The sequence below is a fragment of the Pseudomonas sp. R5-89-07 genome (genome assembly GCF_003851685.1).
GTDB lineage: Bacteria > Pseudomonadota > Gammaproteobacteria > Pseudomonadales > Pseudomonadaceae > Aquipseudomonas.
Genome location: NZ_CP027727.1, coordinates 1,203,489 through 1,228,275, shown reverse-complemented (window position 1 = coordinate 1,228,275; position 24,787 = coordinate 1,203,489). Strand labels below are relative to the sequence as shown.

The following is a 24,787-nucleotide window of genomic DNA, read 5'->3' as shown; positions in this document are numbered from 1 at the left end:
GGCCACCATGAACCTCTGCCCACCCCTTGCGTTGATGCTGCTGTGCCTGACCGCCAGCCATGCCGCCCTGGCGCAGACCACGGACCTGCAGGTCAGCGGCCTGATCACCCCGGATGCCTGCACCGTCCAGCTCTCCAGGGACGGCCTGATCGATCACGGCACAATTGCCGCCAGCAGCCTGGACCCGGACCAGTACAACGTGCTGGTCCCGTACATCCTGGAGATAGATATCACCTGCAGCGGCCCGATGCTGTTTGCCCTGATGGGCGTCGATAACCGCGCCGGCTCGTCCCAGGCGCCGGACTACTTTTATGGCCTGGGCATGAACCCCCATGCGCCGACGGAGCGCCTGGGATCGGTGGCCTTGTCCTATCGCGAACCGATGGGCGACGGACAGCCTCTGCAATCAATGGCCTCCCGGGATTTCGGCGCCAGCTGGTTCGCCGAGACCAACGCCTACCCGCGCGCGCTGATGGGCTTTGCCCGGCCGGGCGGGCGCATGCCGTCGCCCCTGACGCAACTGACCACGCTGCTGCGCATCGATACGTCGATCAACCCGGCCATGTACCTGACGCTGGACCAGGAGGTGCCCCTCGACGGATCGATCTCGCTGGACCTGCACTACCTCTAACCTCGCACTATGAAGGAGCCCTGCGATGACTTGGTTTTTCTCGCCCATCGGCCTGCTGGCACTCGCCCTGTGCACGACCGCCAGGGCCGACGGCATGGTGCCGGATACGTCGGTGGTCATCGTCCACGAAGCCGAGGGCGAAACAGCGATTTCGGTGACCAACACCGATGACAAGCTGGCCCTGCTGCACGTCACCCTCCAAGATATTCCCGAAGACCCCGAGCCTCTGCTGTTTGTCACGCCGCCACTGTCGCGAGTGGAGCCGTCGAAAAGCCAACTGGTGCGGTTCATCCTGCAATCCCCGCAACCACTGCAAACCCAGCGCCTCAAGCGCGTCACCTTCGAAGGCATGCCCCAGGGCCGCGCGCCGACCCAGGCCGGGCACGCCCGGGTCGGCGTGACCGTACGCCAGAACCTGCCGGTGATCCTGCACCCCAAGGGGCTGGCGCCCAACCGCACGCCGTGGGAAGGCTTGCGCTGGTCGCTGAACCACCAGCAATTGCAGGTGCACAACCCCAGCGCCTATGTGGTTCGCCTGGCACAGGAGCTTCAACTGCAACCGGGCAGCGGCCGGGCCATGCTGCCACGCACCTACGTACTGCCCGGCGAAACCCTGAACATGGCGGCCACGGCGGCGGGTGCGCAGTCGGTACGCCTGCAACCGGCGACGATCTACGGATTCACCGTGGCGCCCTACGATGCGCCGCTGGTTCAAGGCAACCATGAACAACCGTGAAAGCCGTGTGCCAACCTCGCTGGCCCGCGCCTTTGTGCCATTGATCAATGTATTGCTGGCCTGGGATGCCTGGGCTGAACCTGACGCCAACGCCGCCGCCTTCGACGCCCAGACCCTTGGCCATCGCGGCATCGATCCGCAACTGGCCGAGCTGCTGCTGGCCGCGCCGCGCTTCAGTCCCGGGCAACATGCGGTCAATCTGATGGTGAATGGTCAACGCCGGGGCCGGGTGCAGGCAACATTCGATGCGCACGGCACGCTGTGCTTCAACACCGCGCTGCTGGACGCCGCGCGCCTGACTGTCCCTGGCGCAAAGGCTGCCGCACCGTGCGCCGATGTGCTCGGCACTTATCCCCAGGCGCTGGTGGAGCAGGACCCCGCCAGTCTGACCCTGTCGCTGGTGGTGCCGACACAAGCGCTGCGCACCCGCGAACAGGACATCTCCGGCTACCAGACCGGCGGCTTCGCGGCCCTGCTCAACTATGACCTCAGCGGGCTGTACAACAGGGATGAAGACGACAGCAGCGGCTTTGGCTCAGCCAACACCGAAGCCGGGGTCAACGCGGGCGACTGGATCCTGCGCAGCCGCCAAGTGCAGACCTGGCAGCAAGGCCGTTCGCGCAGCACCCACTTGGAGGCATACGCCCAACGCACCTTCGCCCGCCAGCAGGCCGTGCTGCAGGCGGGCCAGATCAACCTGTACAACCCGGTGCTGGCTGGAGCGCAGATCACCGGCCTGCAGGTGTTCACCGAACAGGCCCTGCAGGACCAGCAACCCGGCGCGACCATTACCGGCATCGCCAACAGCCCGGCCCAGGTGGAAATCCGGCAGAACGGTGCGTTGATCCATTCCACCGTGGTGCCCGCCGGGCCGTTTTCCCTGAGCGATGTGCGCCGTCTCAACAGCCGCTCAGAGGTGGAAGTGACGGTCAAGGAAAGCGTCGGCGGCGAGCGGCGGTTTACCGTCCCGGCAGCCATGCTCGGCATGAGCCTGCCGGCGCCGGGCTATTCGATGGGCGCCGGCCGGGTGCGCAGCACGGGCGCCGATGCTGGCCAGGACCCATGGGTGGTCAGCGCCGGCTGGAGCGGCGCGATGTATCGCCAGGCCAGCCTGAGCAGCGGGTTGCTGGCAGCCGAGGATTATCGCTCGGCGGGGCTCGGCGTGACGTTTCTGCCATGGCTCGACAGCCAATTGCAAGTGACCGCACAGCTCGCCGACAGCCAAGTGTTCGAACACACCAGGGGCATGCAGACAGACCTGGGATTTTCCCAGCGCCTGGGCGAGCAGTGGTCAGTCAGCGCCGGGATGTCCTATCGCACCCCTGGGTACCGCGAGCTGGAGGACGCCAACTCCGCGAACGAACAGGATGATCGACGCCGTTCGCGTTACCGCGATCAACAAAGCGCCAACCTGTCCTGGTCCCACCCGTGGCTCGGCGCCTTCAGTGCCGGTGTTTCCCGCTCCAGCACCTACGACAACCAGCCCAGCAGCCGCGCCCTCGCCGCCTGGGGCACGAGCGTGGGCGGCGTATCGATTGCCACCAGCGCCGAATGGCAACTGGACGGGCGCGAGCAGCAGGAAGACGGCTTCTACCTGAACCTCAGCGTGCCCCTGGGGAGCAATCGCCGGGGGCGCAGCTGGGTGCGCAACTCCGGCGGCGAGCATCGCACCGGCGTGGGCCTGAACGAGCAGGTCAATGAACAATTGAGCTACCGGGTCGGGGCCGAGCACGACACACGCGACGGGCAGGTGGAGTCCTCCTTCGGGGTATCGATGCTGCCGCGCTACGCCCAGCTGGACCTGAACTACACCCGCTCGGACGCCGAACGTTCCAGTTACCAGGGCGCAGCAAGAGGTGCCGTGGTAGTGCACGGCAATGGCCTGACGCTGTCGCCCTACCCCGTACGCGATACCTTCGCCGTGCTGGCGGTGAGCGACATGCCCGGTATTCAGGTTTCGACGCCCAGCGGCCCGGTCTGGACCGACTGGCAGGGCCAGGCCATCGTGCCGCAAGTGGCCGCCTACGGCCGCAGCCAGGTTCAGGTTCAAACCCGCTCTCTGCCGCGCAACGCCGACATCGATAACGGCCTGGCGACGCTGAGTACCGGGCGCGGCGCGGTGGATCGCGTTGAATTCGGCGTGACCATGACCCGTCGCGCGCTGTTGCAGGTGCAGACCGAACGGGGTGCGCCGCTGCCCCGTGGCGCCAGCGTCAGCAGCGCGGACGGCGAGTTCATCACCCTGGTCCAGGAAGGCAGTCAAGTGTTTCTGGGTAATATCCTCGACCTGCCGCCCTTGTGGATCAAGGCGCCCGGCCAACCGGCCTGTCGCTTGCGGTTCGAGTTGCCGGACAAGGCCGATCCCGAGCTGTACTACGAAACTGCGCCGGCCCGCTGCGGGCAACCCTGAGGAATGCACTGATGAAACGTCTGCCGGCGGCCTGCGCCGCCCTGCTGGCCTCGACCGCCATGGCCGAAGACTGCCGCCTCACGCTGAGCGAATCGCGCATCGACTTCGGCCTGATCAGCCGCATGGGCGCGCTCTACTCAGGCCCCGAACGCCTGCTCGGTGAAGGGCGTTTGAACGTCAGCCTCAACTGCCCTGACACGCGCGACATGAGCCTGTTCTACCGCGCCGTGACGGCTGGCGCGCAGCGCTTGCGCTTTACCGAGCGCGGCAGCTACGGCCTGCAGGTACAAGACGCTGTGCTCGATGGCCAGGCCGTTGAACTGGGTGTGCTCAACGGCAGGGGCGTGGCGCCGACGGCTCGCGGTAATGCGCTGTCCTGGCAGGCCGGCCAGGCTGTCGCGCCGTTGCGCGACGGGGTACCGGCGATGGGCAAAAGCTTGGCTCTGACCCTTCAGGTAAAGGCCTGGGCACCCCATGAAGCAACGCAGGTGCGCGATGCGACCACCTGGGAAACCATCGGCCTGATCGACGCGCCGGGCACTGGCCAAAACCGCGAGCTAAGCCTGACAGCCCGTTTTGCCCCGGCATCGTGCGAGCCGACCCTTTCCGACAACGGCCTGGTGGACTATGGCCTGATGCACGCCAGGGACCTCAACCCCGACAAGGATACAGTGCTGCCAACCCGCAGCCTGCTGTTGAACATCGCCTGCGACGGCCCGGCCCACTACGCCTTGCGCATGGTGGACAACCGTGACGGCAGCGCCACCGGCGGCACCAGTGAAACAGCCTATGGGCTGTCGCTGGACAACAGCCAAAACAAGATCGGTCGTTTCTACGTGTACATCGACCCGCTGCAAACCCGCGCCGACGAACTGCCCCAGGTCTACCGCACCGACTCCACCACCGCCGGCAGCGCCTGGAGCAGCGCCAGCGCGTTCCAGATTCCGCTGGGCGCTCGCAGTTACCTGGGCTTTACCGACACCGCCGGCAGTACCCATGGCCCGGTGGCGATCCAACACCTGAACACCACCCTCAGCGTGAGCACATTCCTGGCCCCCATGAACAGCCTCGACCTGACCGCCGAGGTGGAGCTGGACGGCTCGGCCACGCTGGAAGTGATCTACCTATAAGCGCTCACTGCGCACGTTGACATACAACGCGCGGCCCGCGCCAAGCCCGGCGATCATTGCGCCCACGCCGAGCACGGCGAACACCCAGCCGGTCGCGCCCCAGCCGCCGGTCCAGTCATGGAGCACACCCACCGCCAGCGGCCCCATGGACGCCAGGGTGTAGCCAATGCCCTGGGCCATGCTCGACAAGTTGGCAGCCACATGGGGATCCCGCGAACGCAACACGATCAAGGTCAGCGCCAGGCTGAAGGTGCCGCCCTGGCCCAGGCCCAGCACAATCGCCCAGCCCCACAGGCCATCGAGTGGCGCATACAGGCAACCGAACAGACCGCCCAGCGTGAGCAGCATCACCACCACGATCGCCAGCCGCTGGTCCTTGCCCCGTGTGGCCAGCCATGGCGCGGCCAGGGAACTGAACAGCTGCACGATGATCGAGCCGGACAGCGCCAGCCCGGCCTCGGTGGCGCTCAGGCCGCGACCGATCAGGATCGACGGCAACCAGCCAAACACAATGTAGGCCAGGGAGGATTGCAGGCCCATGTACAGGGTCACTTGCCAGGCCAATGGGTCGCGCAGCAGGCCTTTGACTCCGTAGGCAACTCGGTGGGCGCCGTGTTTGTGCCCAATTTGCGGCAGCCAGAACAGCGCCGCCACCAGGGCCGGCACGATCCAGAAGCCCAGGCCCATCGTCCAGCTGTCGCCGAAGTAGTGGCTCAGCGGCACAGTGGCGCCGGCAGCCAATGCGGCGCCCAAGCACAGTGCCATGGTGTAGACACCGGTCATGGCGCCGGCCTGCCTTGCGAAATCACGTTTGACGATGCCGGGCAGCAGCACACCGATAATGCCGATACTCGCACCGGCAATCAGGCTGCCGGCAAACAATCCCACTTCGCCGAACGAACTGCGCAGGATGATCCCGGCGGCCAGGGTCAGCAGGATGCCGAGCACCACGCGCTCGGCACCAAAGCGTCGCGCCAGGATCGGCGCCGTGGGCGCGAACAGCCCCAGGCACAGCACCGGCAATGTCGTCAGCAGCCCGGCCCTGGCCGCCGACAACCCCAGGCTGCTTGAGACCTCGGCCAGCAACGGCGACAGGCTCGATAACGCCGGTCGCAAGTTCAGCGCCACCAGCACCAGGCCCAGCAGCAACAGCCAAGGGCGAGCGACGGTCGGATGCGCCTGTTGCACCGCCTCATCGTCGGCCTCGGCGTCGATCAACAGTTCGTCCAGGTCGGGCATGGATTTGGTTTCAAGGTTCATTGATCAACTGCCGGCAGAGGGATTTGGCGCGTTGCGGGTCTTGTTGTTCCACCGCATCGAGCAGGGCGCCGTGCAGGTCGAAGACCGCCTGGCGTCGTGGCGAGGTGTTCAGGGTCTGGCGCAACTGTGCGCCGACGATGGCGGAAAAGTAGTGGTACAGCTCGCTCAAGGCCGGGTTGTGGGCTGCGTCCACCAACTGTTGGTGGAACAGCAGGTCGGCACTGATATAGGCCTCCAGGTCACCCTGAAACAGCTCGGCACTGGCAGTGAGTGCTTTACGCAGCCGGTGCAGATCCTCATCGGTACGGCGCAGCGCCGCGAGCCCGATGGCCTCCACCTCCAGAATCCCACGGGTCTCCTGCGCCTGCTCCAGGGTGCAATGGGACAACGCCCGCATCGTCCCCAGCGGATCGGTCATCGAACGCAAGTAACTGCCGTCGCCCTGGCGAATATCGATCAGCCCGGAAAACGCCAACACCCGCATGGCTTCACGCACGGTATTACGACTAATGCCCAGCTCGGCGGACAGCTCCGGCTCGGTGGGCAATCGCTCGCCGATCGCCCACACGCCCTGGGCAATGCGCAGGCGCAGTTGCTCAAGGGCCTGGTCGACCAGGGAACGTTTGATCAGTGGGGCGATGTCTGTCATGGATTTTTAGCTTTCGTCCAATCATAGGATGAATTTTCCTACAGCCTATTCGGAGTGGCCTACAAAGGCAACGCACTAGGGTTCCTAAGCAGGAAAACGAGCAGTATTTTCGATTGGTAAAATTACCCTTAAAGGGTAATTATTGGACTCAGGTGTCTTATGGAAAAGTACACACCTCATTACGATCTGGCGGTGATCAAGGCGGATGTCAGGCGGCTTGGGCGCAGAGCCTTTACCCACTCGGCACAACGCTGCGGCTGGGAACTGGGTTTTAGCCTTGAGGAAATGAAAGATGTCATCTATGAGCTGCAAAACTGGATGTTGTACAAGTCGATGACCACGTATGGCGACCATCGGGTCTGGCAGGACGTGTACCACGCTCATTCTGAAGGCAGGGAGATTTACATCAAGGTCACTTACCGCGCAGACGGTAGGCCTCCGGTAATCTCCTTCAAGGAGAAAAACCCATGAAAAAAACAGAGCTGTGCTACATCTGTGGCGCGCCTGATGCGTTGGTCTATTTCGAGGGCCACAGTGAAACCATCAGCATCAAAGGCATGGAACGTCGAGTCGACGACCTTGCTGGCTGGAAATGCGAGGTATGCGGCGACGGCTTCTGGGACCCGGATACCGACAGTGCCGATCGCTATGGAGAAGCAGGTGAAGAGCTAGCCCTCACCGCCAGGAAAATGATCGGCGCGGAGATGAAGCGCATCCGCCGAAAACTGCACCTTACGCAAAAGGAAGCAGTGAATCTGCTGTCCGGTGGCGGCCACAACGCATTCTCGCGGTACGAACGCGGCGAACTTTTTGCCCCGAAACCCTTGGTGCTGCTGATGCGGTTACTGGATCGGCATCCGCATCTGCTTGTAGATGCAAAAGCCCTGGCAGAAGGCGCTGATATGCGTGATGCATTCACTTACACAGTCAACGACGTGCCTGAAACACTTGAAGCGTCGTAGCCCCCCAATAAATAAACCCGGCGCGAGGCCGGGTTTATTCTTTCAAGCATCCATCAATGCAGAATCTGGCTCAGGAACAACTTGGTCCGCTCATTCTGCGGGTTGTCAAAGAAGTCATTCGGCGCCGCCTGCTCCACGATTTCGCCCTTGTCCATGAAGATCACGCGGTTGGCCACGGTGCGGGCAAAGCCCATCTCGTGGGTCACGCACAACATGGTCATGCCGTCTTCGGCCAGGCCGATCATGGTGTCCAGCACTTCCTTGACCATTTCCGGGTCGAGGGCCGACGTCGGCTCGTCGAACAGCATGATCTTGGGCTTCATGCACAGCGCACGGGCGATTGCCACGCGCTGTTGCTGGCCACCGGACAGTTGCCCCGGAAACTTGTGGGCCTGTTCCGGAATACGTACGCGCTCCAGGTAGTGCATGGCAATTTCTTCGGCCTTGCGCTTGGGCATCTTGCGCACCCACATCGGCGCCAGCGTGCAGTTCTGCAGGATGGTCAGGTGCGGGAACAGGTTGAAGTGCTGGAACACCATGCCGACTTCACGGCGGATCGCCTCGATCTGCTTGAGGTCGTTGGTCAGCTCCACCCCATCGACCACGATGCGGCCTTGCTGGTGCTCTTCCAGACGGTTGAGGCAGCGAATGGTGGTGGACTTGCCCGACCCCGAAGGGCCGCACAACACAATGCGCTCGCCCTGCTTGACGTTCAGGTTGATGTCTTTCAACACGTGGAACTGGCCGTACCACTTGTTGACGCCCTGCATCTGGATAATGCCTTCAGGGCTCACAGGCTGTTTGATCGCTTCGCTCATCACATCAACTCCTAACGCTTGTGGCCTGTGTCGAGCTTGTGTTCCAAATGAATGGAATAGCGCGACATACCAAAACAGAAAATCCAGAACACCAGGGCGGCGAACACATAGCCTTCAGTGGCCATGCCCAGCCATTTCGGGTCGGCGGCGGCTTGCTTGACGCTGTTGAGCAGGTCGAACAGGCCAATGATGATCACGAGGCTGGTGTCCTTGAACAACGCAATAAACGTGTTGACGATCCCGGGGATCACCATCTTCAAGGCTTGCGGCAGGATCACCAGGCCCATCGAACGCCAGTAGCCGAGGCCCATCGCTGCGGCCGCTTCGTACTGGCCCTTGGGAATCGCCTGCAAACCACCGCGCACCACTTCGGCCACATAGGCCGACTGGAACAGGATCACGCCGATCAACGCCCGCAACAGCTTGTCGATGCCCATGCCTTCGGGCAGGAACAACGGCAGCATCACCGAGGACATGAACAGCACGGTGATCAACGGCACGCCGCGCCAGAACTCGATGAAAGTCACGCAGACCACACGAATGGCCGGCATGTTCGAACGCCGCCCCAGCGCCAACATGATGCCCAGGGGCAAGGCGCCAGCGATGCCGACGGTGGCAATCACCAGGGTCAGCATCAGCCCGCCCCATTGGCTGGTCGCCACGTTGGCCAGGCCGAAGATCCCGCCGTGCAGCAGGAAAAACGCGATGATTGGGTACAGCACCAAAAAGCCCAGGCCATAGATCGCCTTGCGCGGGAAGCGCGAGATGAACAATGGCGCCACGCCGACAATCGCCAGCCATACGGTCAGGTCCACGCGCCAGCGCAGGTCGCCGGGGTAGTAGCCGTACATGAACTGCCCGAAGCGCTGTTGGATGAACACCCAGCAGGCGCCCTCCTTGGTGCAATCGGCGCGCGTGGTGCCGACCCAGTTGGCGTCGATGATCGCCCAGCTCAGAATCGGCGGCACCACCAGGTAGATCAGGTAGAACGCCAACAACGTCAGCAGGGTATTGAGCCAACTGGAAAACAGGTTGGCGCGCATCCATGCCATCGGCCCGAAAACTTTGCTCGGCGGCGGCATATCAGGTTTGAACGTATGCGAACTCATGCAGGTTTCCTCACCGCTCGATCAGCGCAATGCGCTTGTTGTACCAGTTCATCAGCAGGGAAATGCTGATGCTGATCGCCAGGTACACGCTCATGGTGATGGCAATGACTTCGATGGCCTGGCCGGTCTGGTTGAGCACCGTACCGGCGAACAGCGAAACCATTTCCGGGTAACCGATACCGGCGGCCAGCGACGAGTTTTTCGCCAGGTTCAGGTATTGGCTGGTCAGCGGCGGAATGATCACCCGCAACGCTTGCGGGATGATGACCTTGCGCAGCGTCGGCCCGGGGCGCAGGCCCAGGGAGCGTGCGGCTTCGGTCTGGCCGTGGCTGACGGACTTGATGCCCGAACGCACGATCTCGGCGATAAACGCCGCGGTGTAGACGGTAAGCGCCAGGGTCAGCGCCAGCAGTTCCGGGATCAGCACCCAGCCACCGACAAAGTTGAAGCCTTGTAGCTTCGGCATTTCCCAATGCAGCGGCGCACCGAAGATCAGCGCGCACAGCGCCGGGATCAGGATGAACAGTGCCAGGCCCGCCCAGAACTTGTGGAACGGCACACCAGTGGCTTCAAAGCGCTTATTAGCCCAGCGGCTCATCAGCACAATGGCGACAATCGCCACCACGACGCTGGCCACGAACGGCCAGAACCCGTCGGCGGCCAGCGCGGCCGGCATGTTCAGGCCGCGGCTGCTGACAAAGAAAGTGTCACCGAAGTTATGGCTGTTGCGCGGCCCCGGCATGGTCAGGAACACCGCGAAGTACCAGAACAGGATCTGCAGCAGCGGTGGAATGTTGCGGAACACTTCCACGTACACCGTCGCCAGCTTGTTGATCATCCAGTTGGGCGACAGGCGTGCCACGCCGATGATGAAGCCGAGCAGGGTCGCCAGCACCACACCGATCACGGTCACCAGCAAAGTGTTGAGCAGGCCGATCACAAAGACGCGGGCATAGCTGTCCGATTCGGTGTAATCGATCAAATGCTGCGCGATGCCGAAGCCGGCACTGCGCTCAAGAAAGTCGAAACCCGAGGTGATGCCCCGGTGTTGCAGGTTGGTCTGGGTATTGTTGAAGAGGTACCAGCCCAGCGAGACCACCGCCACTATCGTGATGATCTGGAAGAGCCACGCACGCACTTTGGGATCGCTGAAGCTGAGCTTCTGCTTTGGTGCGCCGATTTGATTTTGCATGAAGTGCCCCGGAAAGAATGGAACAGAACATCACCCGGCGGTTGGCCCACCGGGTGACAGAACCATCAGCGATCAGCGCACAGGCGGTGCGTATTGAATGCCGCCGTTGTTCCACAGCGCGTTCAGGCCACGGTCGATTTCCAGCGGGGTGCTCTTGCCCAGGTTGCGCTCGAACACTTCGCCGTAGTTACCCACCTGCTTGACGATCTGTACGACCCAGTCCTTCTTCACTTTCAGGTCTTTGCCGTATTCGCCGTCGGCACCGAGCAGACGTGCGACGTCCGGGTTCTTGGTGGACTTGGCTTCAGCTTCGACGTTTTTCGAGGTGATGCCGGCTTCTTCAGCGTTGAGCATGGCGTAGCCTACCCAGCGCACGATGGCCAGCCACTCGTCGTCGCCGTTACGCACGACCGGGCCCAGCGGCTCCTTGGAGATGGTTTCCGGCAGTACCACGTAGTCCTTCGGCGAAGCCAGCTTGCTGCGCTGGGCGAACAGCTGGGATTTGTCGGAGGTCAGCACGTCGCAACGCCCGGATTCCAGCGACTTGGCGCTTTCGTCAGAGGTGTCGAAGGTGATCGGGGTGTACTTGAGGTTGTTGCCGCGGAAGTAATCCGAAACGTTCAGCTCAGTGGTGGTACCGGCCTGGATGCAGATGGTTGCACCGTCCAGTTCCTTGGCGCTTTTTACGCCCAGCTTGTTGTTTACCAGGAAACCGATGCCGTCATAGTAGGTGATGAAGCCCGGGAATTTCAGGCCCATGCCCGCATCGCGCGAGCTGGTCATGGTGGTGTTGCGCGACAGGATGTCGACTTCGCCGGACTGAAGCGCGGTGAAACGCTCCTTGGCATTCAACTGGCTGAATTTGACCTTGGTCGCATCACCGAAAACGGCGGCGGCCACGGCGCGGCATACGTCGGCGTCGATCCCGAGGATCTTGCCGCTGGCATCCGGCACCGAGAAGCCCGGCAAGCCGTCACTCACGCCACATTGCACAAAGCCTTTCTTCTGCACGGCGTCCAGGGTGGCGCCAGCCTGGGCAAAACCACTGACGCCCAGTACAGCGGCCGCGGTCACGATGGCCAGGGTGGATTTCAATACCTTCATTCAAACCTCCAGTTGCTCTTGTTGTGTCGAAGCTCGAACCTCAGCGCACCCTTATGAGGCGATATCGACCCGTGTTGGCTTTTTTTAGGGTCAAGCGGCATGAGGCTGTCGCGGTAATTCCAGTGGCTATCCCACAAGCGGCAGTCACTGATAGTGTTACCGTCATCGGATAGTCCTGACATCGAGCTACACATAGCAAGCCCCGTACCAGAGTGCCGGCTGACTCGTTTCAGCCCGTGGTCAATAGAAAAAGATTCAACCGTGCGACATTCTCTTAACAGATCAATCCGTCGCGCACCGTTCCGACGCACCCAATCGGAGCGCCCGCACATCTATGGAGCAGACATGACCGAACCCTTGATTCTTGAGCCCGCCAAGCCCGCCGACGCCTGCGTTATATGGCTGCATGGCCTGGGCGCTGATCGCTACGATTTCCTGCCAGTGGCCGAAGCGCTGCAGCAAAGCTTGCTGTCCACGCGCTTCGTATTGCCCCAGGCGCCCACCCGTGCGGTGACGATCAATGGTGGCTACGAGATGCCGAGTTGGTACGACATCAAGGCCATGAGCCCAGCCCGTTCGATCAGCCTGGAAGAGCTGGAAGCGTCGGCAAAAATGGTTACGGATTTGATAGAGCGGCAGAAGAGAACCGGGATAGACGCTTCACGCGTTTTCCTTGCGGGGTTTTCCCAGGGCGGCGCGGTGGTTTTCCATACAGCGTTCAAAACCTGGCAGGGCCCCTTGGGTGGCGTGATCGCCCTCTCCACCTACGCGCCGACCTTCGATGATGAGCTTGAGTTATCCGCCAGCCAGCAACGTATCCCCACCCTGTGCCTGCATGGCCAGTACGATGACGTGGTGCAGAACGCCATGGGCCGCAGCGCCTATGAGCATTTGAAGCAGCGTAGTGTCACCGTGACATGGCAGGAATACCCAATGGGCCACGAAGTGTTACCCGAAGAGATACGCGATATCGGCACGTGGCTGGCCGAACGCCTGCGCTGAAACGCGCCTCTATGTAGTTGTATGACAGACGCACTACGCCGCGCCCGATTCTTGCATTACACTGGCCGGCGTACATTCCTTAATCAATTAATGAGATGACCGTGCTCAAAGCACTCAAGAAGATGTTCGGCAAAAGCGAGGCTGAGCCGCTCGCGCCTGTTCCCAGTGCTCCCGTTCCCAAGCCCGGCAACCGCCATGACGGTATTCGGCCCGACCGGATCGCACCTGCCGCCTCACCGAAAACAGCCCCGGTGACGCCGCCTGAACAGGCAAAGCCTGCGCAAGCCGTCGATGCGCCTGTTGCCAAACCACGCCGCGAACGCGCGCCCAAGCCGCCCGTGACGCCGTGGAAACTCGAAGACTTCGTCGTCGAGCCCCAGGAAGGCAAGACCCGCTTCCATGACTTCAAGCTGGCTCCGGAACTGATGCACGCCATCCAGGACCTGGGCTTCCCGTACTGCACGCCGATTCAGGCGCAGGTGCTGGGTTTCACCCTGGCGGGTAAAGATGCCATCGGCCGCGCCCAGACCGGCACCGGCAAGACCGCCGCGTTCCTGATTTCGATCATCACCCAGCTGCTGCAGACGCCGCCACCCAAAGAGCGCTACATGGGTGAGCCGCGTGCGCTGATCATCGCCCCGACCCGGGAACTGGTGGTGCAGATCGCCAAGGACGCCGCAGACCTGACCAAGTACACCGGCCTCAACGTGATGACCTTCGTCGGCGGCATGGACTTCGACAAGCAGCTCAAGCACCTCGAAGCCCGCCACTGCGACATCCTGGTCGCCACTCCTGGCCGCCTGCTCGACTTTAACCAGCGCGGCGATGTGCATCTGGACATGGTCGAAGTGATGGTGCTGGACGAAGCCGACCGCATGCTCGACATGGGTTTTATCCCTCAAGTACGCCAGATCATTCGCCAGACCCCGCCAAAGGCCGAACGTCAGACCCTGCTGTTCTCCGCGACCTTCACCGAAGACGTGATGAACCTCGCCAAGCAGTGGACCACCGACCCGTCCATCGTCGAGATCGAAGCACTCAACGTCGCCAGCGAAAACGTCGACCAGCATATCTACGCCGTCGCCGGTGCCGACAAGTACAAGCTGCTCTACAACCTGGTCAACGACAACGGTTGGGAGCGGGTGATGGTATTCGCCAACCGCAAGGACGAAGTGCGCCGCATCGAAGAGCGCCTGGTGCGTGATGGCGTCAACGCTGCGCAACTGTCCGGCGACGTGCCACAACACAAGCGCATCAAGACCCTGGAAGGCTTTCGCGAAGGCAAGATCCGCGTGCTGGTGGCCACCGACGTGGCAGGTCGCGGGATCCACATCGATGGCATCAGCCACGTGATCAACTTCACCCTGCCGGAAGTGCCGGACGACTACGTGCACCGTATCGGCCGTACCGGTCGCGCCGGGGCTGCGGGTGTGTCGATCAGCTTTGCCGGGGAGGATGATTCGTATCAGCTGCCGTCGATCGAGACGCTGCTGGGACGCAAGATCAGTTGCGAGACGCCGCCGACGCATCTGCTGCGGGCTGTTGAACGCAAACGTCCCTAAGCCGAAACCCGATCAAAATGTGGGAGGGGGCTTGCCCCCGATAGCAGTGAGTCAGTCAACAGAGATGTTGAATGTGCCGCAGCCATCGGGAGCAAGCCCCCTCCCACATTTACTTCCAACGATCCGCTGCGGCGTGGTCGCTGCTGCGCCCCTCCACCCAGCGCGGCCCTTCACTGGTGTTTTCCTTCTTCCAGAACGGTGCCCGGGTCTTGAGGTAATCCATCACAAACGCACACGCATCGAACGCCGCCTGGCGATGTGCGCTGGCGGCTGCGACAAACACGATCGGTTCGCCCGGCTCCAACGCGCCGATGCGGTGCAGCACTTCCAGCTTGAGCAGCGGCCAGCGTTGCTCGGCCTCGACGGCAATCTTGGCCAGGGCTTTTTCGGTCATGCCGGGGTAATGCTCCAGGAACATCCCGGCCACATCCAGACCGTCATTGAAGTCGCGCACATACCCGACAAAGCTCACCACCGCGCCCACGCCCACATTGGCCGCGTGCATGGCGTTGACTTCGGCACCGGGATCAAAGGCTTCGACCTGCACACGAATGGCCATGCTCAGCCTCCGGTTACGGGCGGGAAAAACGCGATTTCGTCACCGGCCTGGACCGGCTCGTCGAGATTGCACAGCTCTTCGTTGCGCGCGCACATCAGACTCGCCTCGTTGAGTACTGCGAACTCCGGGTCAGCGGCCAGTGCCAGGCGCACGGCATCAACGGTGGCAAACTCACCTTCCATCTCCAACGAATCAAAGCCCACCGCTTCGGCATATCGTGCGAAAAACAGTACGTTGATACTCATTGCTGATCCGCCTTGAAATGCCCGCTCTTACCGCCAAGCTTTTCCAGCAGGCGAATACTTTCGATGGTCATGCCGCGATCCACCGCCTTGCACATGTCATAGATCGTCAATGCCGCCACGCTGGCGGCGGTCAGGGCTTCCATCTCCACGCCGGTCTGGCCGGAGAGTTTGCAGCGCGCCAGGATGTACACCGCGTCGTCGCCTTCGGCCCGCAGTTCAACCTTGACGCCAGTGAGCATCAGCGGGTGACACAGGGGGATCAGGTCACTGGTTTTCTTTGCCGCCTGGATCCCGGCGATGCGGGCCACGGCGAACACGTCACCCTTGGGATGGGCGCCGTCGACGATCATTTTCAGGGTGTCGGGCAACATGCGCACCCGCGCTTGCGCCACCGCTTCACGGAACGTCACGGCTTTGTCGGTGACGTCGACCATATGGGCGCGGCCTTGGGAATCGAGATGAGTCAGCACAGCGATACTCCTGATCAGGAGCAGCGATTGTAAACCCAACACAGAAAAAATGTGGGAGGGGGCTTGCCCCCGATTGCTGTGGGCCAGTCAACAGAGATGTTGAATGTGCCACCGCCATCGGGGGCAAGCCCCCTCCCACATTGACCGCGTTTTACAAATGGGACTCTGCGTATTCGGCCAGTATCGAACGAGGTACCCCTTGCAGCGCGATGTGCACGCCGTTCGGGAAGTCTTTGAAGCGTTCCGTCAGGTAGGTCAGCCCGGAGCTGGTCGCGGACAGGTAAGGGGTGTCGATCTGCGCCAGGTTGCCCAGGCACACCACTTTGGAACCGGCGCCGGCACGGGTGATGATGGTTTTCATCTGGTGCGGGGTGAGGTTCTGGCATTCATCGATCAGAATCAGGCTTTGCTGGAAGCTGCGACCTCGAATGTAGTTGAGGGATTTGAACTGCAACGGCACTTTGCTGAGGATGTAGTCGACGCTGCCATGGGTGTTTTCGTCATCCATGTGCAAGGCTTCGAGGTTGTCGGTGATCGCCCCCAGCCACGGCTCCATTTTTTCCGCTTCGGTGCCAGGCAGGAAGCCGATTTCCTGGTCCAGGCCTTGCACGCTGCGGGTGGCGATGATGCGGCGATAGCGCTTGGTCACCATGGTCTGCTCGATAGCGGCGGCCAGGGCGAGGATGGTCTTGCCGGAGCCGGCGGCGCCGGTCAGGTTGACCAGGTGGATGTCCGGGTCGAGCAGCGCATACAGCGCCAGGCTCTGGTAGATATCACGCGGTTTCAGGCCCCAGGCTTCCTGGTGCAACAGGGGTTCCTGATGCAGGTCGAGGATCAGCAGCTTGTCGACCTGGATCTCTTTGATCCAGCCCACGAAGCCTTGCTCGTCGACGATGAATTCATTGATGTGCACGGCCGGCAGGTTGTCGATCAACTGCACCTGATGCCAGGTGCGGCCATGATCCTGGCGGGTCTCGACCTTGCTGACGCGGTCCCAGAACGAGCCGGTCATCATGTGATAACCACGCGACAGCATCGAGACGTCGTCGACCAGTTGGTCGGTGCTGTAGTCCTCGGCGGCGATCCCACACGCTCGGGCCTTGAGGCGCATATTGATGTCTTTGGTCACCAGCACCACACGCAGGTCCTTGTCGCGCGCATGCAGGTCGATCAATTGGTTGATGATCTTGTTGTCGTTGAGGTTTTCCGGCAGCAAGCTGTTGGGCTCGCTGCGCTTGCTCATCAGGATGGACAGCAAACCCTTGGGCCCGCTCTTGCCGCGCTGGATCGGCACGCCAAGTTCAACGTCCTCGGGCGAAGCTTCACCCAGGGTCTTGTCGATCAGGCGGATGGCCTGGCGGCATTCGGCGGCGACGCTGTGGTGGCCGCTTTTGAGCTTGTCGAGCTCCTCCAGCACGATCATGGGAATGGCGACGTGGTGTTCTTCAAAGTTAAGCAGTGCGTTTGGATCGTGGATCAGTACGTTGGTATCAAGCACATAAAGGATTGGCTGGTCGGAAGAAGGGGTGCGTCCATGATCATCCATACTCGGTCACCTTTGTGGGAGCCAGTCGACGCAATACCTGGGCGGTGCTGCGCCTCGATTCGACCACCGATCGCACCTGAGTGACGTCAAGTGCGGTACCCACAGGAGGAGTCTTGGAAGACGCCACCTGTGCTGCAGGTTTCGGCGATCTGACTTCGTAATACCGCAAAACCCATGACAGGAAAAAGCACTTTGACGCTTTTTTGAAGTTTATTTTTCAGGATGACGAATAGCACTAGCCGAGTGCCAGCTACCCCGTTAAAGTCGGAAGTCCGCCTGCATCGAAATGTCGCAGCAAATCGCCCCAGAAATCCGCCTTACCCAACAGGGCCGGGCATTTCAGCGAAATGCCTCGCGGCACTCCTGCCAGCCCAGGCCACTCTGCGCCGTGGCCTGCAGCAACATCGGCAACGCCACCCGCGCCTTGTCCTGGGTGTCGTGAAACACAATCACGCCTTTGCGCCACAACGCCATCAGCGTCAGCACCCGTTGCGCCGATTCCTCGGCCTTGAGCTTGCCCGGATCGTCCTGGGAATCGATGTCCCATAATGCCACCTGCAGGCCCTGGGCCTGGAAGAACCCCTGGCTGTCCGCGCGACGTTGCCCGTAGGGCGGCCGGAACAGCGGCACGTAGTTTTCCGGCATCAGGTTTTGCACCAGTGACGCGCTGCGGGTGATGGAATCCTGCCAGTCAACCCAGTGGCTGTGGGAGCGATATTGCCAACCCTGGATGCCCACGCACTGCCCCTGGTACAACGCCTGCACATCGGCAGCCGAGCTTCGCTCCACGCGAGTCTGCAGGCTGCTGCCGAGGGCGAAGAACGTGGCGTTGATCTTTTGCTTGCGCAGGTAATCGGCGAGCCAGTCGGTATTGCCGTTGACCGGGGCCGGGCCGCCGTCGAAGGTCAGCAGGAACATCCGGTCATTGAGCTCATCGCCGTTGCGTTCGTGGTCACCCAAGCGCGCCACTTCGCTGCTGATCTGCGGCAGCAGCGCGGCCTTGCGCAGCAGCTCGTCCAGATAGCGTTCATGGAACTGCCGGCTGGGGGCGGCCCAGCCTATATAGAACGAATTGTCACTGACTTCGAATTTGCCGGCCTGCTCGCGCAAATCTTCGATGTTTTCCACCAGGTAGCAGAACGAGGCGTCCTCCTCGCAGCTCTGCTGGGCCAGGGTGTAGTTCTCCAGCAAACGCTGCCAGAGCTGGCGGCGCAGGTCGTCGATGGCCGCCAGGTTAATGATCTTCAGCCCCAGGCGTTGCTTGAGCGCGGTTTCATCCTGGGCTTCGCTGGCGATCAAGCCATGGGCGAACATGAGGATTTCCGCGCGCGAGGCCACATCGAACAGCGCCGGGCTGCTGAGTTTTTCCGGCCAGACGCTGCGGTCGAGGCTGGCGACATCAACCGGCGCGGCCTGCACGCTCAGGCCCAACAGGCACGCTGTCACAAAAAGCGCTAATCGCACGTGGGGTCTCCCTCTCCAGAGTTGCCGCCCATCATAGCGGATCGCGCCTATCACCATCATAGGTGGAGTCAAACCGCCCCAACCCCTAGAATCGCGCCCACGCTACACGCCACGATTCCAGGAGCCAACTTCATGCTGATGGTGATTTCCCCCGCCAAGACCCTCGATTTCGAGTCAAAGGCGGTAACCCCGCGCTTCACCCAGCCGCAGTACCTCGACCACTCCCAAGAGCTGATCGAGCAACTGCGCGAGCTGAGCCCGGCGCAGATCAGCGAGCTGATGCATGTGTCGGACAAGATCGGTGGCCTCAACGCCGCCCGTTTCGGTAGCTGGACGCCCGCTTTCACGCCTGCCAATGCCAAACAGGCGCTGCTGGCGTTCAAGGGTGACGTGTACACCGGCCTCAATGCCGAAACCTTCAATGATGCCGACTTCAGCTACGCCCAGGACCACCTGCGCATGCTTTCGGGCCTGTACGGCCTGCTGCGCCCACTGGACCTGATGATGCCGTACCGCCTGGAGATGGGTACCAAACTGGCCAACGCCCGCGGCAAGGACCTTTACGCTTTCTGGGGCACGCGCATCAGCGAGTGGCTCAATGAAGCCCTGGCCGAGCAAGGCGACGATGTGCTGCTCAACCTGGCGTCCAACGAGTATTTCTCGGCGGTCAAGCGCACAGCCCTGAACGCGCGGATCATCAACACCGAGTTCAAGGACCTCAAGAACGGCCAGTACAAGATCATCAGCTTTTATGCGAAAAAAGCCCGGGGCATGATGAGCCGGTTTGTGATTGAAGAGCGGATCAGCGACCCGGCCAGGCTCAAGCAGTTCGACGTGCAGGGTTATCGCTTCAATGCGGAGCAGTCCACGCCGGATAACCTGGTGTTTCTGCGCGATCACGCACCGGAATAAGGCCCGACAGGCACTCATTTACAAATGTGGGAGGGGGCTTGCCCCCGATGGCGATGCAACAGTCACCTCTCCAGGGATTGATACACCGCTATCGGGGGCGAGCCCCCTCCCACATTTTGTATTGCATTCAAACCTGAAATCGTCATTTATTTGACGTCAAAAAAATATCCAGACACAACCCTAACATTTTATTCACTCGACATTCGTCGGTTTTTTTCGTAGTGGCACCACTTTTTTTTATCAGTAGTGGCACAAAACTATCCCTCCGTGCCAACTCCCCACAACTACTGGCCTGAATAGCAAGTGCTATCAATATAGTACTAGTGCCATCTTTTCTAATATTTCAAAAAATTTCGGGAAACAGGATGAGCGGCCAGGAACTTCGTCCTGAAGCACCGCTCATACCACCGGTAACGAAATTCTCTGCTTCTGTAAGAGATGACTTACATAACGACCAAGGGAAGTAGTCAAGTTGTCGTAAAACACTTTGACTCTATGGTCACAACATCAACTGATCGAGTTAAGGGTGGCGATAATACGCATTGCTATCCCCTACAGGCCAGGGCAGCGCTGACCTAAATGAGCCCGTGCATGCATCCAAGGCTTTGATAAAAAAGGCATTTTGCCTGTATCAAAACCTCGCAGCACCGGCGCCGGAGCCTTCCTCCAAGGGAGCCCGGCCGCATTTCAGGGCAAGCCCCAATAATAAGGCCTGGTTGCGCACAACTTGAGTGCAATAGTTAGTCACTCGTTATTCAACATGCCTATACGCGGTTAGTCGGCGTCTATTCGCCTAACTTTTCGCGGCATCAGTGACGCTTGCAAACATGAACTCCGGCCATCTAATGGCATGATTTAAATACAGAGGTAATTGCGATGCGCATCAGCATATTTGGTTTGGGTTACGTTGGCGCAGTGTGTGCCGGTTGCCTGTCTGCCCGTGGCCATGAAGTGGTCGGCGTAGACATCTCCAAGGAAAAGATCGACCTGATCAACGCCGGTAAATCGCCGATCGTCGAGCCGGGTCTGGGCGAGCTGTTGAGCCAGGGTATCCAGACGGGTCGACTGCGTGGCACCACCAACTTCGCCGAAGCCATCCGCGATACCGACGTGTCGATGATTTGCGTCGGTACGCCGAGCAAGAAGAACGGTGACCTGGAACTCAACTACATCGAATCGGTATGCCGCGAGATCGGTTTTGTCCTGCGCGACAAGAGCACCCGCCACACCATCGTAGTGCGCAGCACCGTACTGCCGGGCACCGTTGCCAACGTGGTGATCCCGATCCTCGAAGACTGCTCCGGCAAGAAAGCCGGTGTCGACTTCGGCGTTGCGGTCAACCCGGAATTCCTGCGCGAATCCACCGCCATCGCCGACTACGACCTGCCGCCGATGACCGTTATCGGCGAATTCGACACAGCCTCCGGCGACGTTCTGCAGTCGCTGTACGAAGAGCTCGACGCGCCGATCATCCGCAAGGACATCGCTGTCGCCGAGATGATCAAGTACACCTGCAACGTGTGGCACGCCACCAAGGTCACCTTCGCCAACGAGATCGGCAACATCGCCAAGGCCGTCGGCGTCGATGGTCGTGAAGTGATGGACGTGGTCTGCCAGGACAAGACCCTCAACCTGTCCCAGTACTACATGCGCCCAGGCTTCGCGTTCGGCGGCTCGTGCCTGCCAAAAGACGTGCGCGCCCTGACCTACCGCGCCGGTTCCCTGGACGTGGAAGCGCCGCTGCTCAACTCGCTGATGCGCAGTAACGAGTCCCAGGTACAGAACGCCTTCGACATCGTTTCCAGCCACGATAAACGCAAAGTCGCCCTGCTGGGCCTGAGCTTCAAGGCCGGTACCGACGACCTGCGTGAAAGCCCACTGGTAGAGCTGGCGGAAATGCTGATCGGCAAGGGTTACGACCTGAGCATCTACGACAGCAACGTCGAATACGCCCGCGTACACGGTGCCAACAAGGACTACATCGAAGGCAAGATCCCCCACGTGTCGTCCCTGCTCAACTCGGACTTCGACGAAGTGATCAACAACTCCGACGTGATCATCCTGGGTAACCGCGACGAGAAATTCCGTGCCCTGGCGCACAACGCCCCGGACGGCAAGCAAGTGGTCGACCTGGTGGGCTTCATGTCCAAGGCCACCAGCGTGAGCGGCCGTACCGAAGGTATTTGCTGGTAACAGCAACGGCAAGTTTCAGGCTGCACGTGTCTGACCCCAGCGCTTGCAGCCTGAAACCTCCTCTCCTTGCGGATGACGCTTATGTCCAAGTTAAAACATGTATTCCTGCAAGCCGCCGGTTGGCTGTTGTTCCTCAGCCTGCTGATGGGACTCGCCCTGCTGTTGCCGGCGAGCACCTTCGATTCGCAATCGAAGAATTTTATTTTCCTGATTGGTGCCGTCGGTATCTGGCGCTACTCGATGGGTGCAACGCATTTCTTTCGCGGCATGCTGTTTCTCTACGTGGTGTACCCGCATCTGCGCCGCAAAGTGCGCAAGCTGGGCAAGGCCGCCGACCCATCCCATGTGTTCCTGATGGTCACCAGTTTTCGTATCGATGCGCTGACCACCGCGCAGGTCTACAGCTCGGTGATTCGCGAAGCCATCGAATGCGGCTTCCCCACCACCGTGGTCTGCTCGCTGGTGGAAATGTCCGACGAACTGCTGGTCAAGAGCCTTTGGGAAAAACTCAACCCACCGGCTCACGTCAAGCTCGACTTCGTGCGCATCGCCGGTACCGGCAAGCGTGACGGCCTGGCCTTTGGTTTTCGCGCCATCTCGCGCCACCTGCCGGATGACCGCGCCGTGGTGGCCGTGATCGATGGCGATACCGTGCTCGCCGAGGGCGTGGTGCGCAAGACCGTGCCGTGGTTCCAGCTGTTCGGCAATGTCGGCGGCCTGACCACCAACGAGTTCTGCGAAGTGCGTGGCGGCTACATCATGAGCGAGTGGCACAAACTGCGCTTCGCCCAACGCCACATCAACATGTGCTCCATGGCCCTGTCCAAGCGCGTGCTGACCATGACCGGGCGTATGTCGGTGTTCCGTGCCAGCGTTGTAACCGACCCAGGCTTTATCGCCGACGTGGAAAGCGACTCGCTGCAACACTGGCGCCTGGGCCGCTTCAAATTCCTGACCGGCGACGATAAATCCAGCTGGTTCAGCCTGATGCGCCTGGGCTACGACACCTTCTACGTGCCGGACGCCGCGATCAACACCGTGGAACACCCGCCGGAAAAGAGCTTTATCAAGGCCAGCCGCAAGCTGATGTTCCGCTGGTACGGCAACAACCTGCGCCAGAACTCCCGCGCGCTGGGCCTGGGTATGCGCCGCCTCGGCCTGTTCACCAGCGTGGTGCTGTTCGACCAGCGCGTGTCGATGTGGACCTCCCTGCTCGGCCTGACCGTGGCGATCATCGCCACCTTCAAGTACGGCGGCGCGTTCATCCTCGCGTACCTGCTGTGGATCGGCATCACTCGCCTGATCCTCACCCTGCTGTTGTCGTGCTCCGGCCACAAGATCGGCCCGGCCTACCCGCTGATTCTCTATTACAACCAGATCATGGGCGCGTTGGTGAAGATTTACGTGTTCTTCCGCCTTGATCAACAGTCCTGGACCCGCCAGGACACCAAACTGACCCGCGATTTGGCCAGCTTTCAACGTTGGTTCAACACCTGGTCGTCTCGGACCATGACCTTCTCTGCCGGCAGCATCTTCGTTGCTGTGTTGCTGATGATGGTCTGACCCTGCCAAGCCTGAATTAACTTAAGGAAATTGCCCTGATGAACAGCCAAGTAAACGCCAACGTAGTCCACGAATCCGAAGCCCAGCGCCAGCACGCCCGGGTCAAAATCCCGGCCAAGCTGCGCTTTTTCAACAGCGACCGCACGCCGACCGAAGCGCGGGTGATCGACCTGTCCGCCGGCGGCCTGGCGTTCACCGCCACCCAGCCGCTGACCGTGGGCCAGGTACACAAGGGCCGCCTGCAATTTGTCATCGACAACCTCGGCCTGGCGATGGACGTGGAACTGCAGATTCGCTCCTACGACCGCCAGACCGGCCGCACCGGTTGCCAGTTCCAGAACCTCGACGCCCAGGACATTTCCACCCTGCGCCACCTGATCACCTCGCACCTGTCGGGCGACATCGTGACCATGGGCGACGTGCTCGCCACCCTGCAACGCGACAACTTCACCAAGGCACGCAAGGTCAAGGACGGTGGCAGCGGCATGAGCGCATTCGGGCGTCTACGCGCCGTGACGTTCAGCCTGGCGATCTTTTTGGTGGGCCTGGCGGCGTTCGGTTTTGTGTTCAAGTCGCTCTACGGCATGTACTTCGTCAGCCACGCCCAGGCCGGCCTTGTCAGCGTACCGGGCATGAACGTGACCATGCCGCGCGACGGCACCGTGCAGAGCCTGCTCAAAGGTGACTCGGTAGCGGCCAAGGGCGCGCCACTGGCTACCTTCAGCACCAGCATGCTCGATGTACTCAAGGGCCATCTGGACGAAGACCAGCTGCAACCGGCCAAGGTCGAAGAGCTGTTCGGCAAGCAAATGACCGGCACCCTGACCTCGCCGTGCGATTGCGTGGTGGCCCAGCAACTGGTCGCCGACGGCCAGTACGCCAGCAAGGGTGATGTGATCTTCCAACTGGTGCCGCGCGGCAGCCAGGCCAACGTGGAAGCACGCTTCACCTATCGCCAGTTCGGTGACGTGCGCCCAGGTACCCCGGTGAGCTTCCAGGTCGCCGACGAAGAACAGGTGCGCACCGGCACCATCGTCAGCAGCACCAGCCTGAACAGCGCCGACCTGTCTTCGGACATCCGCGTGCAGATCAAGCCAGACGCCCCGCTGGACAGCACCTACGCCGGCCGTCCGGTTGAAGTCACCAGCGACCGTGGCCCTTCGCTGAACTGGCTGATCGATAAAGCCATGGCTCACGGTCTGTAAGCGAGGACATGCCTGTGAACCCTATTTCAAGAACAACACAATCCCTGTGGGAGCGGGCTTGCTGT

At 61.3% G+C, this 24,787-nt stretch carries 23 protein-coding genes; 12 read left to right on the top strand and 11 right to left on the bottom strand.

Translation table 11 applies throughout. The features are described 5' to 3' along the window. Positions 1-7 precede the first annotated feature (7 nt). The 4 genes from C4J94_RS05555 to C4J94_RS05540 are packed head-to-tail and all read left to right on the top strand — an operon-like array spanning position 8 to position 4,907. Positions 8-631: a DUF1120 domain-containing protein gene (locus C4J94_RS05555; RefSeq protein WP_124385256.1), complete on the top strand. Its 624-nt coding sequence runs from the start codon at positions 8-10 to the stop codon at positions 629-631. Positions 632-656: 25 nt separating this feature from the next. Next, positions 657-1,367 carry a fimbria/pilus chaperone family protein gene (locus tag C4J94_RS05550; RefSeq protein ID WP_124385255.1) on the top strand — a complete coding sequence of 237 codons (711 nt, stop codon included), beginning with the start codon at positions 657-659 and terminating at the stop codon, positions 1,365-1,367. Further along, entirely contained in the window at positions 1,354-3,777 is a 2,424-nt protein-coding gene (locus C4J94_RS05545) for a fimbria/pilus outer membrane usher protein (RefSeq protein WP_124385254.1), read from the top strand. The genes C4J94_RS05550 and C4J94_RS05545 overlap by 14 nt, the downstream gene beginning before the upstream one ends. 11 nt (positions 3,778-3,788) lie before the next feature. After that, a complete protein-coding gene (locus C4J94_RS05540; protein ID WP_124385253.1) occupies positions 3,789-4,907 on the top strand; it encodes a DUF1120 domain-containing protein in 1,119 nt (372 codons plus the stop codon). Here the strand turns inward: C4J94_RS05540 and C4J94_RS05535 are convergent. Continuing rightward, positions 4,902-6,167 (bottom strand): CynX/NimT family MFS transporter, encoded by a 1,266-nt coding sequence (locus tag C4J94_RS05535; RefSeq protein WP_124385252.1) that lies wholly within the window; start codon positions 6,165-6,167, stop codon positions 4,902-4,904. The two genes, C4J94_RS05540 and C4J94_RS05535, sit on opposite strands and share 6 nt — an antisense overlap. Beyond that, positions 6,157-6,816 carry a FadR/GntR family transcriptional regulator gene (locus tag C4J94_RS05530; protein ID WP_124385251.1) on the bottom strand — a complete coding sequence of 220 codons (660 nt, stop codon included), beginning with the start codon at positions 6,814-6,816 and terminating at the stop codon, positions 6,157-6,159. The genes C4J94_RS05535 and C4J94_RS05530 overlap by 11 nt, the downstream gene beginning before the upstream one ends. Positions 6,817-6,975: 159 nt before the next feature. Here C4J94_RS05530 and C4J94_RS05525 point away from each other — a divergent pair, with 159 nt between their 5' ends. Then, positions 6,976-7,287: a type II toxin-antitoxin system MqsR family toxin gene (locus C4J94_RS05525; protein ID WP_124385250.1), complete on the top strand. Its 312-nt coding sequence runs from the start codon at positions 6,976-6,978 to the stop codon at positions 7,285-7,287. Further along, a complete protein-coding gene (locus C4J94_RS05520) occupies positions 7,284-7,778 on the top strand; it encodes a type II toxin-antitoxin system MqsA family antitoxin (protein ID WP_124385249.1) in 495 nt (164 codons plus the stop codon). The genes C4J94_RS05525 and C4J94_RS05520 overlap by 4 nt, the downstream gene beginning before the upstream one ends. A 53-nt stretch (positions 7,779-7,831) precedes the next feature. Here the strand turns inward: C4J94_RS05520 and C4J94_RS05515 are convergent, their stop codons facing one another. From C4J94_RS05515 to C4J94_RS05500, 4 genes are all read right to left on the bottom strand, one after another. Next, positions 7,832-8,596: an amino acid ABC transporter ATP-binding protein gene (locus C4J94_RS05515; RefSeq protein WP_010444394.1), complete on the bottom strand. Its 765-nt coding sequence runs from the start codon at positions 8,594-8,596 to the stop codon at positions 7,832-7,834. Between the two features lie 11 nt (positions 8,597-8,607). Continuing rightward, a complete protein-coding gene (locus C4J94_RS05510; RefSeq protein ID WP_124385248.1) occupies positions 8,608-9,705 on the bottom strand; it encodes an amino acid ABC transporter permease in 1,098 nt (365 codons plus the stop codon). A 10-nt stretch (positions 9,706-9,715) separates the two neighbouring features. Continuing rightward, positions 9,716-10,897 carry an amino acid ABC transporter permease gene (locus C4J94_RS05505; RefSeq protein ID WP_124385247.1) on the bottom strand — a complete coding sequence of 394 codons (1,182 nt, stop codon included), beginning with the start codon at positions 10,895-10,897 and terminating at the stop codon, positions 9,716-9,718. 72 nt (positions 10,898-10,969) lie between these two features. Continuing rightward, on the bottom strand, positions 10,970-12,001 hold the full coding sequence (locus tag C4J94_RS05500) for an amino acid ABC transporter substrate-binding protein (protein ID WP_053254520.1): 1,032 nt from the start codon (positions 11,999-12,001) through the stop codon (positions 10,970-10,972). A 345-nt stretch (positions 12,002-12,346) separates the two neighbouring features. Here C4J94_RS05500 and C4J94_RS05495 point away from each other — a divergent pair, with 345 nt between their 5' ends. Then, a complete protein-coding gene (locus C4J94_RS05495; RefSeq protein ID WP_124385246.1) occupies positions 12,347-13,003 on the top strand; it encodes an alpha/beta hydrolase in 657 nt (218 codons plus the stop codon). Between the two features lie 95 nt (positions 13,004-13,098). Then, on the top strand, positions 13,099-14,565 hold the full coding sequence (gene rhlB, locus C4J94_RS05490) for an ATP-dependent RNA helicase RhlB (protein WP_124385245.1): 1,467 nt from the start codon (positions 13,099-13,101) through the stop codon (positions 14,563-14,565). 109 nt (positions 14,566-14,674) lie between these two features. Here rhlB and moaE read toward each other — a convergent pair whose 3' ends face one another. From moaE to C4J94_RS05465, 5 genes are all read right to left on the bottom strand, one after another. Further along, positions 14,675-15,124, bottom strand: coding sequence for a molybdopterin synthase catalytic subunit MoaE (gene moaE, locus C4J94_RS05485; protein ID WP_124385244.1), 450 nt, complete (start codon positions 15,122-15,124; stop codon positions 14,675-14,677). A 2-nt stretch (positions 15,125-15,126) separates the two neighbouring features. Beyond that, positions 15,127-15,369: a molybdopterin converting factor subunit 1 gene (gene moaD / locus C4J94_RS05480; RefSeq protein ID WP_124385243.1), complete on the bottom strand. Its 243-nt coding sequence runs from the start codon at positions 15,367-15,369 to the stop codon at positions 15,127-15,129. Beyond that, positions 15,366-15,839, bottom strand: a complete 474-nt coding sequence (moaC, locus tag C4J94_RS05475) for a cyclic pyranopterin monophosphate synthase MoaC (RefSeq protein ID WP_124385242.1) — start codon at positions 15,837-15,839, stop codon at positions 15,366-15,368. The genes moaD and moaC overlap by 4 nt, the downstream gene beginning before the upstream one ends. A 151-nt stretch (positions 15,840-15,990) precedes the next feature. Beyond that, entirely contained in the window at positions 15,991-17,385 is a 1,395-nt protein-coding gene (locus C4J94_RS05470; RefSeq protein WP_124385241.1) for a PhoH family protein, read from the bottom strand. Between the two features lie 339 nt (positions 17,386-17,724). After that, positions 17,725-18,849 (bottom strand): polysaccharide deacetylase family protein, encoded by a 1,125-nt coding sequence (locus tag C4J94_RS05465; protein ID WP_124385240.1) that lies wholly within the window; start codon positions 18,847-18,849, stop codon positions 17,725-17,727. Between the two features lie 132 nt (positions 18,850-18,981). On the opposite strand from C4J94_RS05465, the gene yaaA reads away from it, so the two are divergent. From yaaA to C4J94_RS05440, 4 genes are all read left to right on the top strand, one after another. Further along, complete coding sequence (gene yaaA, locus C4J94_RS05460; protein ID WP_124385239.1) at positions 18,982-19,761, top strand: peroxide stress protein YaaA; 780 nt, start codon at positions 18,982-18,984, stop codon at positions 19,759-19,761. 876 nt (positions 19,762-20,637) lie between these two features. Continuing rightward, a complete protein-coding gene (locus tag C4J94_RS05455; RefSeq protein WP_124385238.1) occupies positions 20,638-21,954 on the top strand; it encodes a nucleotide sugar dehydrogenase in 1,317 nt (438 codons plus the stop codon). Between the two features lie 81 nt (positions 21,955-22,035). Beyond that, complete coding sequence (gene alg8 / locus C4J94_RS05450) at positions 22,036-23,517, top strand: mannuronan synthase (protein ID WP_164485555.1); 1,482 nt, start codon at positions 22,036-22,038, stop codon at positions 23,515-23,517. Between the two features lie 38 nt (positions 23,518-23,555). Then, a complete protein-coding gene (locus C4J94_RS05440; RefSeq protein ID WP_124385236.1) occupies positions 23,556-24,722 on the top strand; it encodes an alginate biosynthesis protein Alg44 in 1,167 nt (388 codons plus the stop codon). Positions 24,723-24,787 lie beyond the last annotated feature (65 nt).